Genomic DNA, 18,276 nt, shown 5'->3' with positions numbered 1-18,276 from the left:
TGAGATTTAAAAGCAAACTATAAATGAACGAAACTAACAAACTAATATTGCTGTTAGCGGGTGCAAACTTACAACTCATTTTTAATCTAACAACTATCTTTTAACCTTTATTTTAATTTAATTTTACATTAAGTTATAAAACACTTATTTTAAAAGAGTTATAAATCATCTTTTTTTTATTTTATTTTGAAGAACTTGGATTTACAATTTATTTTGGAGTTCAAGGGATGGTTTTAACACATAGTAGCATAGAAAACATAGAAGAGTTGAGTAGCCTATTTTAGTGTGAATTATTTTTTTTCACTTTGAAGCTTGTTGAAATAGATATTATTTTTAAATATATTGTACTTGAAGTCTGTTTTACTAGTTAATGATAACTCCATTTTTGGCGCGATGTTTGTTCTTAATTTATTTTTTGGGGAAATTATATAAGAAGTCTACTCATGGAATATTGAAATGATCCCTTTAATATAGATTTTACTAAAAAAATAACAACATAGATCCTCTTACTAAATAAAACATTTGTCTATTAAGTATTTATTAGATATAAATGGAAAGTAAAATTGTTTCCTTCTTAAAACAGGCTTTCATACGAATGATGGATATTTATAGGAAACAAATCCTTTTTAGTTTTTGAAACCTGAAGAGGCTAAATTTATTGTTATCGGAATTAGGTTCTGAAACTATCTAGAACGACTAATTAATTCGCTGCACCTTTTTTACTGCATAGGTTTTGCGTAGGGCTTTGTATTATCACTGTCGTGGGACTTCTCAATATTTGTATGTGACAAATTTTGAAGTTGTTATAAAAGGTTTTATTCTATTTCCTTTACTAGGAATTCTTAACAGACGAACACTTTTAAATAAACAACAAAAAAAATGACCTCATAATGTAATAGAAAACGTAAGCTTTGGGTTTTATAAAAAAGCCCCTTCTAGTTTTTAAAACTTGAAGGGGCTGATATTTCTTATAAGAAATTGCTACATTAAACAAAAAAATTGTTTAGTTATGATACAAGTTAGCAAACTGGTTTAGCCCTGATTGAAGTGACATCCTTTTTGTTTTTTACAAAAAGATATAACGGAAAGCAGGAAACAGCTTCTAATACTAACTAGGATTTATCATCCATTTGAATTTAAAGTCTGTTTGAGGAACTACAATTCTTTCTGTAATTCGGTACATTCTGTCTGGTAACTTCATTAGATAATCTCTAGCTTTTTCTGCTTCTGGCGTAAGATTTGTAATTTTATCAATTTCCCAAGCTTCGTTTAACTTTCTTATAATGTCTACGTAATCGAAACCTGTATAAACACCAACTCTTTGTGCAACAATTGAAAAATCATCGAACAGAGTTCCTTTTTCTTCAAAAGATTCTCTTAAGTGCATTGCAGGCATTACAATTTTATATTTCATCATGTGTTGAAAAGCCAACATCATTTCACTAGGGTCTATTTTAAATATTTCTTTTACGAATTCTGTATATGCATGGTGGTGGCGCATTTCGTCTCCTGCAATAATTCTAGACATTTTAGCTAATGCTTTGTGTCCTTTTTTACGTGCAATTTTAGCTACATTGTTGTGTGAAATATAGGTTGCTAATTCTTGAAAACTTGTGTACACGAAGTTTTTATATGGGTCTGTTGAAGTACCAATATCAAAACCGTCTGCAATTAAGTGTTGTGTAGAAATTTCTACTTCACGCATATTTACTCGACCGGATAAATACAAGTATTTGTTTAAAACGTCTCCGTGTCTGTTTTCTTCTGCTGTCCAAGTTCTTACCCATTTTGCCCAACTATTGTCTGGGTCTTGGCATACTCCATCTAAATCTAGTAACCAAGATTCGTAGGTTGGCAATGCTTCTTCTGTAATGGTATCTCCTACTAATACAACCCAAAAATCGTCATGTAATTCTTTAGATAATTCTCTAATTTCTTCTACTTCTGAAATAAAAGAGTCTTTTTGAGAATTGGGTAAAAAATCTGTTGGCTGCCAGATTTTTTCTGCAGGGATTAAATATTTTTCCATGAAACGATCCATACTTTTTTCTAAAGTTAGCATCACTTCTTTTCTTACATTATGTATAGACATATTTTTATTTTATGTATTCTTTAATAACTGATTCTGTTTTTTCTAATAATTCATCAAAAGGTAAAGAGTTTATTTTTACGGGTTGATGTACTGTAAAAGTAATTGGGCTACCTAAACCTAATGGAAATTTTCCGTATTTAAAAATTTTCCAAGAATTATTTATGGTAATCGGCACAATATAGCCCTCTTTATTGACTTTTGCGATGACTTTTAGTCCGTTTATTGCAAACTGTTTAGGTTTACCGTCTCTACTTCTTGTTCCTTCTGGAAAAATAACGGCACTCCATTTATTCTCTTTTATTTTTTTAGAAAAGGCTATTAAAGCGGAAATTGCTTGTTTTGGATCTTTTCTATCTATTAGTGCTGCACCGCCATGTCTTAGGTTAAATGAGATACTTGGTATGCCTTTACCTAATTCTTTTTTTGATACAAATTTTGGTTGATGTTTTCTAAACGCCCAACTAATTGGCGAAATATCAAACATACTCTGGTGATTAGAGACAAATACGAGCGTACAATTTTCTGGTAATTTTTGCTTATTATCTATCTTTACTACTACTCCTAAAATTAAAAGTGTTTTGGATAAAAACCAGTTCATATAATCTACCACTAACTGGTGTCCTTTATATCCAAATATTTTTAAACCCAACCATTGTAATGGATGAAATATAACTAGACTTAAAAAAAACACCAATATAAAAATTGGAGATACTATATAACTTAAAATTTTCATTGAACTCTAATAAATGTTTCTGTAAATACAGAAATGTTAGTTATTAAAACCAGTTACTCCAAGGTATTCTAGAAAGAATTAATAATAAAGCAATACCATAAAAGATGGCAAATGTTTTAAATTTTGCTACATCTTCTGTTTGCTTTTTATGTTTAGACCAACCTATTGTAATAAATACAATGGCAATAACCATCATTAATGGGTGTTCTACTGCTAATAATCTAGCTGCTTTATCTCCCATAACTTCGCTTCCGTTTGCTTTTAATGCTTTATACCAAGGCGACATAAAATACCATCCTAACCCAATTAATAATTGAATATGAGATAGAATTAAGGTAAACAACCCTAATCTTAAATCTTTGTCTGTAAAAGCTCTTTTTTTAATAACACCTGTAACAGCATTAAATACTGTAAAGATTAAAATGGCTAAAACTAAATAAGCCCAATATGAATGTACGTCTTTCATTATATTTTTTAATAAATTTTTAAAGGTGTAAAGTTACTAATTTTAATAATAAAAAAACCACCTCGATTGAGGTGGTTTTTTAAAATAATTTTAAATTTAATAATTAGAAATTATATCTAAGACTTACATTCCAAGTTCTACCGAATCCAAAATAACCTTCATTTGCAGTATCTATACCCTTGTACAATGTACCATTAGCATCGCTAGACCCACTTGTAATATTAGTTCTTAATTCAGATAAATATTCTTTATCTAAAACGTTATTCATGTTTGCTCTTAAGCTTAATGATTTATTTCCTTCAGTTCCTAAATTAAATTTATAAGATACTCCAAAATCTAATAATCCGTAAGATGGTAATTCTAAATTTTCCTTAACAGCACTTACATTTGAATATAACTTGTCATAAAATCTATAATCAGAATCTATACTTAATCCTTTAAAAATATTATAATCAAAACCTAAACCAGTAGAAAATTGAGCTGCATCACCTACTTTACCTCCATCTACATCGACTAAAGTTGGTGCAGCAATAATATTTCTATCTTCATCTAAAGTTCTAGAAGTTACATTACCAACATACTCCCAATCACCAACAGATAAGAAACCTTTTAATTTAATACTTGAAGTAACCTTCGCAATAAAATCTACCTCAACTCCTTTGTGATATTGACTTTGACCAGTTGTTTCTTTTGTAGTAAGAACACCTCCTGAAATTCTTGAACTCGCATCTACTCTATCTTTCCAACTTGTGCTATATAAGTTTACATTAGCTTTAAAGTTTTCAGAAGAATAACTATAACCAAATTCTAATCCAAAGATTTTTTCATTTTGAGAAGAAGGGTTAATAGCATTGTTGTAACTGTTAAAGATATTATCATGGTATGGTTGACGAGAATAATAACCAGTATTCGTATAAAAAGAACTATTATCATCAAACTTATATGCTCCACCAAGTTTAATATTGTAACCTACATTATTAACTTTTTCTGAGTCTTGGTGCTCTGCTTCATAATCATATCTATCAAACCTTTGGTGATGTTGACTAGATAAAGCTCCTTGAAAAAACCCAGATAAACCATCTTTAGAATACTCTAATTGAGTAAATATACCTGCGTAAGATATTCTTTCACTATTGTCATAATCAATTCTTTGGTTCTCATCTGCTGAATTAAACATAGTACCCCAAGGATTAGCATCAAAACTTTCTGTTGCAGTAACAGCTACCACTGTTCCATCAGCAATATTATCTGTTCCTTTTAATTTTCTATCTTCTGTCCAAGAATTTAATCCGTGTAAATTTTCAACTTGTCTAAAGTGGGTACCATAATAGGTTCTTAAATCTGCACCAACATTCCAAGTAAGAGCTTCGTTAATTTTATGCTCAAAATTAGAAACCACACCAAACCATTTGTGGTTATTCATAGAAGATCTTGTAATATATGCACTGTTTCCAAAGTTACCATCTACTGCGGTAGCATTGTTTGCATAAATAGCATCATAATCAATAAGACCATCAGCAGTTCTTACTCTACTACCTCTATTTCCTGTTCCACCACCAACACCAAATGAAGCATAAGCTACTGTTGATAAACTAGAAGCATCAGAGATTGTATAATCCCAGTTTAAGTTTAAGACAGGTTTATGATAGAAGTTTCTTCGTTCTGACATATACTCACCCTTATAAGTACCCCAATTATCATTGTATTTTAATCCTTTATCTAAAAAAGTAGCTATACTTTTTGAAAAATTTTGATCATGATATTGTGGAGCACCCGTAATTAAGAAGTTAAAGTTATGATTATCATTTGGTTTATACCCAAAAGATATAAAATATGTTTGACCTTGACCTTTACTCCCATCATTATATCCATCTCCTTGCCAATGAGATAACATAATACTTGCTCCAAAACCTTTCTCATTAACACCTGTATTATAAGAAACTGATGTTTTATAATAGCTATCATTTGCAGTTCCTGCATAAAAAGAACCACCTTCTTTTTTATCTGTAGTTTTTGTCACAAAGTTCATTGTACCTCCTACAGAAGAAATAGCTAATTTAGAAGCACCTAATCCTCTCTGAATTTGTATTGCGCTTGCAATATCATTTACTCCAGACCAGTTAGACCAATACATTTTACCATCTTCCATACCATTAATTGGCTGTCCGTTTAATAAAAAAGCAGTATTAGTTTGATCAAAACCACGAACTGAAATTCTAGAATCTCCAAAACCACCAGATTGTCCAGCAACATAAACAGAAGGAGTATTAACTAAAGCCATTGTTACATCTTGTGTACCAATTTTCTTTTGAATTTCTGCAGCTTTAATTGTTGAAACTGCAACAGGGGTTTTTCTACCTCCAGCTAAATCAATTACACCTTTACCAACAACAACAACTTCATCTAAAGAATTTGCGTCTTCATCTAATTGAATTGACCCTAGATTTGCTTTCGAAGAAGAAAAAGTTACATTTTTTGATTCAAAACCAATAAATGAAACTTTAACAGTACCAGAATTAGTGTCTGCTGTTAGCGTAAATTTTCCATCAAAATCTGTTGATGTACCGTTTGTTGTGCCTTTTACAACAACACTTGCGCCTGGTAAAGGTTGGTTTGTATCATCTACAACCGTACCAGTAATTTTAGTTTGTCCTAAAACAGTAGCCGTTACTAATAGTAGTGCTACAAATAATAAGTTTTTAAAATTTCTCATTGTTTAATTTTATATTATTAAATGTTCTGCAAAATTCCTCTTTTTACAGACGTTTAATGTTAAGCTAATGTTAAGCTTTAACAAAAAATTAAGACACCTAAAGTACTAAAACTACACTTTCTTAACTGAAAACTATACTATTACAACAAAACAGGCCCTTTATTTAAAGTTACTAAATATTTAACATTTTTAATAAACAACAAAAAATATGAAAACCAATATTATACATACGCAATAACCCGCCAAATGGCGGGTTATTGTAAAATAGAAATTCTTTAAAATTATGTTTTAAGATTTATTCAATAATTTCTTAGCCATTTCTTTTCCTAGCTCTACACCAAACTGGTCATAACTATAAATGTTCCATAAAATACCTTGTGTAAAAATCTTATGCTCATACATTGCTATTAATTTCCCTAAAGACCGTGGTGTTAATTTATCGAAAAGAATAGCGTTACTTGGTCTGTTTCCTTCAAATACTTTAAAAGGTAACAGTTTAGAAATTTTATCTTCATCACCAGAAAACTTTAATTCTAAATGCACCTCTTCTTTTGTTTTACCAAAAGCTAGCGCATCCATTTGCCCATAGTAATTAGACATTAATTTTTTATGATGATCTGTTAAACCATATAAAGATTCTTTGTAACCAATAAAATCTGCAGGAATTAACTTTGTTCCTTGGTGTACCAACTGCATAAAAGCATGCTGCATATTTGTACCTGTACTTCCCCAAACTATTGTACCTGTTTGGTAATTTACTTTCTCACCATTTCTATCCACACCTTTACCATTACTTTCCATAATAGCTTGTTGTAAATAAGCAGGTAGTTTTGCTAAATATTGAGAATAAGGTAAAACAGCCTCTGTTTCTGCTCCGTAAAAATTGTTATACCAAACACTTAACAATGCTAAAATTACAGGAATATTATGCTCGAAATCTTCATTTTTATAATGAAGATCCATTTCTTCTGCTCCTTCTAAAAGTTCTTTATAATTATCATATCCTACAGATAAACTAATAGACAGACCAACTCCAGACCAAAGAGAAAAACGACCACCAACCCAGTTCCACATAGGAAAAACATTTGCTTTATCTATTCCAAAATTATCTACTGCTTCTAAGTTTGTAGAAACTGCTACAAAGTGTTTTGGGATATCAAAAATAGTTGCCGATTTTAAAAACCAGTTTTTAAGTGTTTCTGCATTTGTAATTGTTTCTTGCGTTGTAAATGTTTTAGAAACAATAACAAATAAAGTAGTTTCTGGGTTTAAAGTTTTCATCACTTCAGAAACATGATCTCCATCTACATTAGAAACAAAATGTGTTGTTAATTGATTTTTATAAAACTTTAAAGATTCTACCACCATATCTGGTCCTAAATCAGACCCTCCAATACCAATATTTACAATATCTGTAATAGATTTACCTGTATATCCTTTCCATTTACCCGAAATAACTTTGTTAGAAAAACTTTTAATTTTTCTTAAAGCAGCTTGTATTTGTGGTTTAATATTTTTTCCTTCTACTAAAATAGGTTCATCAGAAGTACTTCTTAATGCAGTATGTAAAACTTCTCTACCTTCCGTTACATTAATTACTTCACCTGCAAATTGCTTATCAATGGCATCTTTTAAATCTACCTCTTTAGCTAATTCTACTAATAAGTTAATCGTTTCTTTATTAACTCTATTCTTAGAAAAATCTACTAATAAATCATCAAACTTTAAAGAAAAATCTTCTTTTCTATTTATTTCTTTATCTAAATCTTTTATGCTGATATTTTTAATATCATTAAAATGATTTGTTAATGCTTTCCAAGCATTTGTTGTAGTTGGATTGATATTTTTTAAAGCCATTTTAGTTTAATTTTGTGCTATTTTTTCTATAACCTCTGGTTCTTTAACCGGAAGAATTTTATTTTCTAATTGATATTTAAGCGGTTTAATAAACTTTAAATAATCGGGTAATAAAGTTTTCTTTAAAGGTTCTGCAGAAGGTAATTTCTCTTTAAACGGATCTACTTGTTTGCCATGTTTCCAAAAACGATAACACACGTGTGGACCTCCAGAATTACCTGTCATACCTACCCAACCAATTACAGCTCCTTGTTTTACATATTGTCCTTTCTTTACATTTTGATTTTTCATATGTAAATATTGTGTAGAATAGGTGCTGTTGTGTTTAATTTTTACAAATTTACCGTTACCGCCTCTTCTTGTAGATTCTACAACTGTTCCGCTTGCTGTTGCTAAAATTGGTGTTCCTATTTTTGCCGCAAAATCGGTGCCTTTATGAGGCCTAATTTTATTACCATAATACGCAATTCTTCTTCTTAAATTATACCTTGAAGAAATTCTGTATTGAAATTTTATAGGTGCTTTTAAGAATTGACTACGCAACATGTTTCCATTTTCATCGTAATACTCAGAAATTCCTTTTATAGAATCTGAAACATATTTAAAGGCAAATAAGTTAGTTCCGTTATGATTAAATACTGCCGATTTAATTTCTCCATAACCTGCAAAAAGAGAATCTTTTATAAATTTTTCTTCAAAAGTAATTTTAAAAGAATCTCCTTTTTGAAGCTTGTAAAAATCTAAAGTCCAAGCATAAATATCTGCTACAGCATATGTTAAATTTGCTGATAAATGCAAACTATCCATAGTATTAGAAAGGTTAGAATAGATTACTCCTTCTACAATTCTTTCAACAGTTTTTATAGGTTGTTCATATACATGTGCTTTAATTATTGAATCTTTAAAATCAATAACTGTCGCATTTATTACACTATTTTTATAAATAAAAACTTTAGCTTTAGACAAGGAATCTTTACTAGATAAAATTAAGTAAGGTTTCCCTGTTCTTAACCTTCTAACATCAAACTCTTCTCTTATTGAATTAGATATTTCACTAATTTTAGGGTAGCCAACATGGTGTCTATCTAAAATTTCACCAAAACTCTCACCACTTCTAATAGTGTCTTGAATTAATTTATAATCATCCATATTATACCCATATTTAAAAATGGGTTTAGGCTTCACTTTTTTTGGAGGTGTAACGGTTTTCTCAACCTCTTTCTTACAAGATGATATTGAGGTAATTAAGACTAAAAGGAAGATTATTTTTCTCAAGAATAGATGCTATTGAATGTAATTTCAAAAGTACAAATAAAAAATATTTCTAAGGGTGCTATCTTTATGAACTTCCGATAGCGGTTTCGTTAAAAATTTCTTAATTTTTAACGAAGGGGTTTGCTAAGCCTTTATAAGACTCTAATTCAGCCCTTAAAGACCCAACAGCTAAGTCTGCTTTTATCTTTATTGGAATTTTATTTGCATCAGCAGTTATCCAAAGCGTAACACTTTCTTGCGCTTTAAAAACTCTACCAGATTGCACCAAGGGTCTAAAAATTAATGTATTTATTTTACCGAATTTTGTTTTTAAAGTTTCTGTTCCTAAAAAACGTAGTTTAAAAGGATATATTTGAGTATCTAAAAACATATCAATAGCAATTTCTTCTCCTACTTTCATACCTGTAACATCTTTATTCCTTAAATAATAAAAAGAAGAAAGTATATCTTGTACATTAGAAAAAGCTACTGAGGTATCTTTTTGACGAGTAAAATCCTGAACATAAGCTTTATTAGAGTTATAATTAAAAGATGTAATTCTATGTTTTTTATAACCACCTTCATCAATCTTTCTTTTAAAAAGATAAGGTTTTACAGAATCTTTATCAAAATAAGATTCATACACATCATCTACTTCAAAAAACCACTTTATCATGCCAGAAGTCCAACCAGTTCCTTTTGTATAAAAAACCGATTTACCATTAAGCTGTTTTTCATTAACTTCTAAAACCGCAGTTCCAGCTCTTAAAAAACCACTATAACTCATTTTATAACGCAACAACTCTCCACTTTTAAAAGCGTTTAAACGTTCTTGACTATTAGTAGTTGTCAAAAAAAGTAGGGCAAAAAATAATAGGGTGTATTTTTTCATAAAAATCAAACTTATAAAAAAGTAATGACAATTACCGTTCCAAAACGATAAAAAGCAACTTGTTAACTATTTAAGGGCGTCTCTCTAAGTAATAAATGGACTTAAAATGTTCCCCAATTTTTCAATTCATCTTCACTCCATAAATATGGAAAAAAAATTCTTCGTTGATATTTGGGATGCATATATTTACGCCAGTTACTACCTCCTGTGGCTTCTAAATCTTTTTCTTTTCCGCCAATATATTTTGCAGCTGCGTTGTAATGTGCCATTACCCATTTTACATTTACGGTATAATCATAATGACGCATGGCTTTCATTAATTCTTTATTATCTTGAACTTCTTTGGGTAATTGTTTAAATTTTAAAGACAAATTAATATCATTGTAATCTTCCATAAAATCGATAAAATCTCCCATATATTTTTGTTCAAAAAGATTTAATAAGGTAGATTTTTGACCCGTTGTATAATTTTTACCGGCAGCTTGCCAGTACAAGTGATTATAGGCGTTTTTAAAAGACGAATTTCTATCTATTTCATCTCTAAAACGAACATCAATTAAATTGATTAATTCTGTGGAAGCAAATTCTATTTTACGATACTGTGCTGATTGAAAACCGCTTGCAGGCGTTAAAGTGTTTCTAAATTTTAGATATTGCTCTTTCTCCATTCCGTCTGCCATCACATTAAAAGAACTACATAACATATCAAAATAGCGACTAATTCTTCCTAAATGCAAAGAGAATTTATCTGCCGTAACTTCAATTGTTTTGGCAATTTGATCAATTTCCCACAAAATCATTTTAAATAACAACTCGTTTACTTGATGATACATGATAAAAACCATTTCATCTGGTTGTGTGGTTCTTGGAGTTTGCAAGCCTAAAAGTGCATCTGTTTGAATATAATCCCAATACGTAATCGGTGTACTCCAAAGCAAACCTTCTAACATAGAGTCTACCGGAACTCCTAATTTATCGTATTTTTCTTCAATTGCTTTTAGTATTTCGTCTCTGTTCATGTTTTTAAAATCAAGATTTCTAGAACCAAGAGACAAGATAAACTTTGATTCTTGGACTTAAATGGCAATTTAGTATAAAAATTGATATTTATAGAGTAATAAATATTCTCAGTTTATCCAAAACTTAAATTATACCTGCAAGGTTTTTAAAACCTTGCAGGTATCAGCCAATGTCATTGCGAGTTTACGAAGCAATCTCTTGTAATAATTAACAGATTGCTTCGTCCCTCGCAATGACTAAACCTCTTAAAGCGTCCCTCTCTTGGCTTGTTCTCTTTCTATAGACTCGAACAATGCCTTAAAGTTTCCGGCTCCAAAACCTTTAGCCCCCATTCTTTGAATGATTTCAAAAAACAAGGTAGGTCTGTCTTCTACTGGTTTTGTAAAAATTTGCAGTAAATAGCCTTCTTCATCAGCATCAATCATAATACCTAAACCTTTTAACTTTTCGATATCTTCTTTTAACTCATGGCTATATTCTTCCAACCTACCAGGAACCGCTCTATAATATGCTTCTGGTGGTGTTGATAAAAATTCTACTCCGTTTGCTTTTAATTGACTAACCGTTTTTATAATATCATCTGTGGCAACTGCAATATGTTGTACTCCAGAACCTTCGTAAAAATCTAAATATTCTTCTATTTGAGAACGTTTTGCTGCTTTTGCAGGTTCGTTTATAGGAAACTTAATTCTACCGTTTCCGTTAGACATTACCTTACTCATTAATGCAGAATATTCTGTGTGAATTTGTTTATCATCAAAAGATAAAAAGTTTTCGAAGCCCATAACATCTTCGTACCATTTTACCCAAACGTCCATCTGATTCCAACCTACATTACCAACCATGTGGTCTATGTATTTTAATCCTGCTGCTGGCGGATTGTAATCTGATTCCCATTTTTGAAAACCTGGTAAAAATGCGCCATTGTAATTTTTACGCTCTACAAATAGATGTACAGTTTCTCCGTACGTGTAAATTCCGGCTCTTACAACTTCTCCATCTTTATCCGTTTCTACGGTTGGTTCCATATAAGATTTCGCTCCGCGGGATGTTGTTTCTGCATACGCTTTTCTTGCATCTTCTACCCAAAGTGCAATAATTTTTACGCCGTCGCCATGTTTTACAATATGATTATTTATGGGAGATTTGCTATTTAACGGAGTTGTTAACATCAACTTTATTTTGTCTTGTGTTAATACATAACTTACCGAATCTTTTGAGCCCGTTTCTAACCCTCGATATGCGTGCGATTGAAATCCGAATGCTGTTTTGTAGAAATGTGCTGCTTGTTTTGCGTTACCCACATAAAATTCTACATAATCTGTTCCTAGTAATGGAAGGAAATCTTGTGCGCCTTCAAATATTTTTTCTAAACCGTAGTTTACTGATTTTATTTCTTTTGCCATCTTTATATTTTGTAGACCTCACAGGTTTTAAAAACCTGTGAGGTCTTATTTTTTATTATTTTAATTACACGCAACCCTGAAAGGGTTTGAAACCCTTTCAGGGTTATTAAAAGCCTATTAATATGTATTACTCTTAAAAAAAGCTATTTGCTAGCACAAAATCTTAGCCCTGATTGTAGCATTTGTTTGAGCTCTTTTTTGTTTTTCTCAAAAAAAGCGAGTGCGAAAAGCAGGAAATAGCTTCTAATAATTATGCTACTCTAACCAAGATTTATAATACTCTTCATCGGCAATTTTCATGGCTTCTTCCGTAACCATTAAAGGTTTAAAAGTGTCTACCATAACTGCCAATTCTTCGGTTTTTGTTTTACCAATACTTTTTTCTGTGGTTCCTGGGTGCGGGCCATGAGGAATTCCGGCCGGATGCAAGGAAATATGACCTTGGTCGATATCGTTTCTACTCATAAAATCGCCATCTACATAATACAAGACTTCGTCGGAATCTATATTACTGTGGTTGTATGGCGCAGGAATTGAGTTTGGATGATAGTCATATAAACGAGGTACAAAACTGCAAATTACAAAGGCATTTGTCTCGAAAGTTTGATGCACAGGCGGCGGTTGATGAATACGTCCCGTAATTGGTTCGAAATCGTGAATTGAAAATGCATACGGAAAATTATAACCGTCGTAACCTACCACATCAAAAGGATGTGAAGCGTAAATCATTTCTATAATTTCACCTTGTTTTTTTACTTTTATTAGGAAATCGCCTAATTCGTTATGGGTTTCTAATTCTTCTGGTCTTCTTAAATCTCGTTCACAAAACGGTGAGTGTTCTAATAATTGACCAAAGTAATTTCTGTATCTTTTTGGTGTGTAAACAGGCGAATAAGATTCTACAATAAAAAGTCTGTTGTTTTCATCATCGAAATCTAGTTTATAAATAACGCCTCGTGGAATTATTAAATAGTCTCCGTATTTAAATTTGATGTTACCAAGATGTGTTCTTAATTTTCCGGTTCCTTTATGGATAAAAATAACCTCATCTGCATCTGTATTTTTATAGAAATAATCTTCTGTTGATTTTTTTGGTGCTGATAAAATAATATTACAATCTGTATTTGTTAAAACAATTTTTCTACTTTCTAAATAATCGTTTTCTGGCGGAACTTGAAATCCTCTAAACCGGTAAGATTGAATGTTATTTGCTTTGGCTATTTTGGGTTTTACAGAATATTGCTTTCTAATTTCTTTGACCATTGTTGGTCTGTACTCGTGGTATGAGTTGGTAGACATACCGTCGAAACCAATAGTGCCAAACAATTGCTCATAATACAAACTGCCATCTTTTTTACGAAATTGCGTGTGTCTTTTAGGTGGAATTGTCCCTAGTTTATGATAAAAAGGCATAATTTTAATGTATTAGATGATTAAAAAAATGAATGGATAAATAAAACCTAAATAGTTCTTTGAATAAAGATTTAGATTTTAATTGAGAGATTCTGAAACAAGTTCAGAATGACAGTATACTGTAATCACTCTGGATTGCGTTTTATGAAGAATTTTAGATATGCAAGTAAACCTGAAAACATCTCAATCGATTTCGTTGTTCTACAAATATAGGAAAATATTGTTAGAAGATTGATTTTCAGAATTAAAAAACTATAGTCTTAAAAAATCCTAAAAAGGAGTAAATACTATTAAAAGAATTAAGATACACGCTAATATAGTAACCGAAGAAGACATTTTTCTTTCGACTATTTTAAAACCAACATTTGTACTATTAGATTGTAGTAAAATATCATTTGATTGATATAATAGATGGTCTAATTTGCTTTTTGCGAAATTATTTTTTGAAATCTTCTGATAATAAAAGAGTAAAAATGAAATTACTACAAATGAACCAAAACTAAACATTAATAAATCATATGCAGTTAAAACTCTATCGTAAAAAGGAAAAAAAGGTAATAAATTAAGACTATTCATAGTTTCTAATTTTATATAAGATAAGCAAAAAAAAGAAAAAGCCCCTTCAGGTTTTTGAAACCTGAAGGGGCTTATATAATAAGATTATAAAACTAGCTACGAATTACAAATTAATTACTCAATCTTTTTAACAACGGCTTTTGGCGCTTCTTTTTTAGATCCGTCAAAACCTTCTACACCACCAACTGTTGTGTATTTCATTACATATTTTTTATCTGGAAATATACGTTGATATGCACTCTGACACATTAAAGTAGCTTCGTGAAATCCGCAGAGAATTAACTTTAATTTACCCGGATAGATATTTACATCTCCAATTGCGTAGATTCCTGGAATATTGGTTTGGTAATCTAAAGCGTTGTTTACTTTAATAGCATTTTTTTCTATTTCTAATCCCCAATTTGCAATAGGACCTAATTTTGGAGATAACCCAAATAACGGAATAAAATGATCTGTGTTAACTATAAATGGTTCTTCTCCTTTTTGAACCACCGAAACTCCGGTTACTTTATCTGTACCTACAATTCCTTTTACTTCTGCAGGTGTTATCATGGTAATTTTACCGGCATCTTTTAATTCTTGTACTTTATCTACAGAATCTAAAGCACCTCTAAACTCGTTTCTTCTGTGTATTAGTGTTACTGAAGAAGCTACATCTGTTAAAAATATAGACCAGTCTAAAGCAGAATCTCCTCCACCAGAAATGACTACTTTTTTATTTCTATAAAATTCTGGATCACGAATAATATACTCTACTCCTTTATCTTCAAAATCTGCAATATTAGGAATTGGCGGTTTTCTTGGCTCAAAAGAACCTAAACCACCTGCAATTGCTACTATTTTTGCATGATGTTTTGTGCCTTTGTTAGTTGTTACTATAAAAGTACCATCTTCTTGCTTGTCTATTGTTTCTGCGCGTTCACCAAGGGTAAAACCTGGTTCAAATTGTTTAATTTGCTCCATTAATTTATGGGTTAAATCTCCCGCTAAAATTTCTGGATATGCTGGGATATCATAAATAGGTTTCTTAGGGTAAATCTCAGAACATTGACCACCTGCTTGTGGCAACGCATCTATTAAATGACAGCGTAATTTTAATAAACCTGCTTCGAAAACAGTAAATAAACCTGTGGGTCCTGCACCTATAATTAAAATATCTGTAGTAATCATTTTTTATTATTTTTAAAGACCTCACAAGAATAAAATCTTGTGAGGTCTTTTTTTATGTTGATGAGCGCGTTAGGGATTGTAGCATTTGTTTGAGCTCTTTTTTACTTTTTTGGAAGTAAAAAAAGCGAGTGCGAAAAGCCCGACCAAGCTTTTTTGCTTGGAACGCCCAAAAATATATTTTTCTAAATATTTAAAAACTGATTTTTATCAGCTTACTCAATGTTTATAACCTCTATTATTTGTGGCGCATACTTTTTAATAGTTGCTTCTACACCATTTTTTAAGGTCATATGATTTACAGAACATCCTATACAAGCACCTTCTAATTGTACCTTTACAATAGATTCTTCTATAGAAAGTAGTTTGATGTTTCCTCCATCACTCATTAAAAAAGGACGAATTTCATCTAATGCTTTTTCTACATTGTTTAATGTTTCTTCTGCTGTCATAATCTTATTTTTTTACTGAACTACAACCACTCATTGTTGTAATTCTAACAACTTCGGTTGGCGGTAAATCTGCATTTCTTTTTAATAATTCTGAAACCATTTCTTTAGTAATATCATTAAAAGCTTTTTCTAAAACAGTGCCTTCTTGTAAAGCTACCGGATGCCCAACATCTCCCGCTTCTCTAATACTTTGTACTAAAGGAATTTCTCCTAAAAATCTAGTTTTAATATCTTCTGCTAAGTTTTTTGCACCGTCTTTACCAAAAATATAATACTTATTGTCTGGTAATTCTTCTGGTGTAAAATACGCCATGTTTTCTATGATTCCTAAAACAGGCACATTAATGTTTTCTTGTTGAAACATTGCAACTCCTTTTTTAGCATCTGCCAAGGCAATATTTTGTGGTGTACTTACCACTACTGCTCCGTTAATTGGTAAGGCTTGTACAATAGATAAATGGATATCTCCTGTTCCTGGAGGTAAATCGATTAAAAGAAAGTCTAACTCACCCCAATTACCATCAAATATTAATTGATTTAATGCTTTTGATGCCATTGGTCCACGCCAAATTACGGCTTGGTTTGGGTCTGTAAAAAAGCCTAATGATAATAGTTTAACTCCGTAGTTTTCTACAGGTTCCATTTTAGATCTACCATCTACATTTACAGAAAGTGGTCTTGCTTTTTCTACATCGAACATGATGTGTTGTGATGGCCCGTAAACATCGGCATCTAAAACACCTACTTTAAAGCCCATTTTTGCTAAAGAAATTGCAGTATTAGCCGTTATAGTAGATTTACCTACTCCACCTTTACCAGATGCAATTGCAATAATGTTTTTTATATTAGGAATTGCTTTTCCTTTAATTTGATTTGGGTTTACTTTTTCTGCAGGCTTTTCTACTTTTACATTTACTTTTACGGTAATTTGGGCCCCAACATTGGTTTGAATTGCCTTGGTAATTTCCGTTTCAATCTTCTTTTTTGCTTGTAAAGTTGGATTGCTAATAGTAACATCTACTTCTACTTCATCTCCAAAAGTAACTACATTAGTCACATTATTGTTTTCTATTAAACTTTTACCTTCTCCGGGAGCGGTAATCGTTTCTAATGCCTTGTATATATCTTGTTTTTTAAAACTCATCTTTTTTGTCAGGTCGAGCGCAGTCGAGACCTAAAGTATTTTAATCTGACATAACCTCTCGACTGCGCTCGAGGGGACAAATGTAGTTTTACATCTCAATTGCAAAGATACGTCTTACTGCTTAGAAAAGAAAGTTTGTAGATTGCGATTATTTATGAATTGATAAGTTGAAATTATAGATATAAATTTCACGAATAGTTTTGTAATTCTTTGTAAACTAAAAAAAGCTAAGACAACTCTTCCATAGGAATCCAAAGTACTTTTTCTAAGTCTTGAATTTGATTTTCAACAACTATAATTCCTTCACTTTCTAGTAATTGCTGCATAAGGTTAGTGCCATCGAAATGATGTTTGCCTGTTAGTAACCCTTTTCTATTTACAACTCTATGTGCCGGAACATCTTCTAAATTATGTGCTTTATTCATTGCCCAACCTACCATTCTTGCAGATCTTGCTGCTCCTAAATAGGTTGCAATAGCACCGTAACTTGTAACCCTACCATAAGGAATTAGACGAGCGACTTGATATACTTTATCAAAAAAATTATCGGATTCTTTCACCTTGTTAAGGTAATGATATTCTAGGAAAGTTATGTCACAGAGGTTTTCAAAAAAAAGTGAGACAGATTTCACGGATTGTCACTGAGATTTACAGAGAAAAAGCAGAGACTCACGGAGTTTAAAAAAAGTATTAATAATTGTGATGAGATTCCTTAATCGCCTAAAAAAGGCTCATTTCGGAATGACAGTAGAGAGTAAAAACTATAAATGAAATAGAATTCAGCGTCTAAAAACGACCTACTTTTAATTTTCGTAATAATTCTAGTTTTATGGAATGGCAAGTGTCCAAAGAACACAGTGGTCTGGATACGGTAATGGAGTAAAATGTAGAATTTTAGAAAATTAAAATAAGTCTAGATTTTTTTGTTTCGTTTTTCATCGATGGAAAAAAGAAAAGAATAAAATGACACAAATTTCACGGATTATCACTGATGATTATAGTGAAAAATTATTACACAGAGCTTCGCTGAGAAAATAGGAATTCATGAAAAAGCACTTCGACAGGCTCAGTGTGACAGCAGAAAGTTTAAT

General features: G+C 31.2%; 15 protein-coding genes. All 15 read right to left on the bottom strand.

Translation table 11 applies throughout. The features are described 5' to 3' along the window. Positions 1 to 1,108: 1,108 nt before the first annotated feature. A complete protein-coding gene (locus GQS58_RS16490) occupies positions 1,109 to 2,092 on the bottom strand; it encodes an acyl-ACP desaturase (RefSeq protein ID WP_166387932.1) in 984 nt (327 codons plus the stop codon). A gap of 4 nt (positions 2,093 to 2,096) precedes the next feature. Next, the gene (locus GQS58_RS16485; protein WP_166387930.1) at positions 2,097 to 2,825 is read right to left on the bottom strand and encodes a lysophospholipid acyltransferase family protein; all 729 of its coding nucleotides are present in this window, start codon (positions 2,823 to 2,825) and stop codon (positions 2,097 to 2,099) included. A gap of 43 nt (positions 2,826 to 2,868) precedes the next feature. Then, positions 2,869 to 3,291: a hypothetical protein gene (locus GQS58_RS16480; RefSeq protein ID WP_166387928.1), complete on the bottom strand. Its 423-nt coding sequence runs from the start codon at positions 3,289 to 3,291 to the stop codon at positions 2,869 to 2,871. Between the two features lie 103 nt (positions 3,292 to 3,394). Further along, on the bottom strand, positions 3,395 to 6,004 hold the full coding sequence (locus GQS58_RS16475) for a TonB-dependent receptor (protein ID WP_166387926.1): 2,610 nt from the start codon (positions 6,002 to 6,004) through the stop codon (positions 3,395 to 3,397). A 288-nt stretch (positions 6,005 to 6,292) separates the two neighbouring features. After that, positions 6,293 to 7,861, bottom strand: a complete 1,569-nt coding sequence (gene pgi, locus GQS58_RS16470; RefSeq protein ID WP_166387924.1) for a glucose-6-phosphate isomerase — start codon at positions 7,859 to 7,861, stop codon at positions 6,293 to 6,295. A 6-nt stretch (positions 7,862 to 7,867) separates the two neighbouring features. Continuing rightward, a complete protein-coding gene (locus GQS58_RS16465) occupies positions 7,868 to 9,136 on the bottom strand; it encodes a peptidoglycan DD-metalloendopeptidase family protein (protein WP_166387922.1) in 1,269 nt (422 codons plus the stop codon). A gap of 100 nt (positions 9,137 to 9,236) precedes the next feature. After that, positions 9,237 to 10,007, bottom strand: a complete 771-nt coding sequence (locus GQS58_RS16460; RefSeq protein ID WP_166387920.1) for a DUF3108 domain-containing protein — start codon at positions 10,005 to 10,007, stop codon at positions 9,237 to 9,239. Positions 10,008 to 10,108: 101 nt separating this feature from the next. Next, positions 10,109 to 11,026, bottom strand: coding sequence for a tryptophan 2,3-dioxygenase family protein (locus GQS58_RS16455; protein ID WP_166387918.1), 918 nt, complete (start codon positions 11,024 to 11,026; stop codon positions 10,109 to 10,111). A 246-nt stretch (positions 11,027 to 11,272) separates the two neighbouring features. Continuing rightward, complete coding sequence (hppD, locus tag GQS58_RS16450; protein ID WP_166387916.1) at positions 11,273 to 12,433, bottom strand: 4-hydroxyphenylpyruvate dioxygenase; 1,161 nt, start codon at positions 12,431 to 12,433, stop codon at positions 11,273 to 11,275. 255 nt (positions 12,434 to 12,688) lie between these two features. Further along, positions 12,689 to 13,846, bottom strand: a complete 1,158-nt coding sequence (locus GQS58_RS16445; protein WP_166387914.1) for a homogentisate 1,2-dioxygenase — start codon at positions 13,844 to 13,846, stop codon at positions 12,689 to 12,691. Between the two features lie 270 nt (positions 13,847 to 14,116). Next, positions 14,117 to 14,422: a hypothetical protein gene (locus GQS58_RS16440; protein WP_166387912.1), complete on the bottom strand. Its 306-nt coding sequence runs from the start codon at positions 14,420 to 14,422 to the stop codon at positions 14,117 to 14,119. A 114-nt stretch (positions 14,423 to 14,536) separates the two neighbouring features. After that, positions 14,537 to 15,592 carry an NAD(P)/FAD-dependent oxidoreductase gene (locus tag GQS58_RS16435; protein ID WP_166387910.1) on the bottom strand — a complete coding sequence of 352 codons (1,056 nt, stop codon included), beginning with the start codon at positions 15,590 to 15,592 and terminating at the stop codon, positions 14,537 to 14,539. Between the two features lie 212 nt (positions 15,593 to 15,804). Continuing rightward, the gene (locus GQS58_RS16430) at positions 15,805 to 16,041 is read right to left on the bottom strand and encodes a NifU family protein (RefSeq protein WP_166387908.1); all 237 of its coding nucleotides are present in this window, start codon (positions 16,039 to 16,041) and stop codon (positions 15,805 to 15,807) included. Positions 16,042 to 16,045: 4 nt separating this feature from the next. Next, positions 16,046 to 17,185, bottom strand: coding sequence for an Mrp/NBP35 family ATP-binding protein (locus tag GQS58_RS16425; RefSeq protein ID WP_166387905.1), 1,140 nt, complete (start codon positions 17,183 to 17,185; stop codon positions 16,046 to 16,048). A gap of 227 nt (positions 17,186 to 17,412) precedes the next feature. After that, positions 17,413 to 17,745: an MGMT family protein gene (locus GQS58_RS16420; protein WP_166387903.1), complete on the bottom strand. Its 333-nt coding sequence runs from the start codon at positions 17,743 to 17,745 to the stop codon at positions 17,413 to 17,415. Between the last annotated feature and the right edge of the window lie 531 nt (positions 17,746 to 18,276).

Origin of the sequence: Polaribacter sp. 11A2H, from assembly GCF_011379025.1 — a bacterium.
Taxonomy (GTDB): domain Bacteria; phylum Bacteroidota; class Bacteroidia; order Flavobacteriales; family Flavobacteriaceae; genus Polaribacter.
Note: the sequence above shows the minus strand (reverse complement) of the source record. Positions and strands in the feature narration are given on the sequence as shown.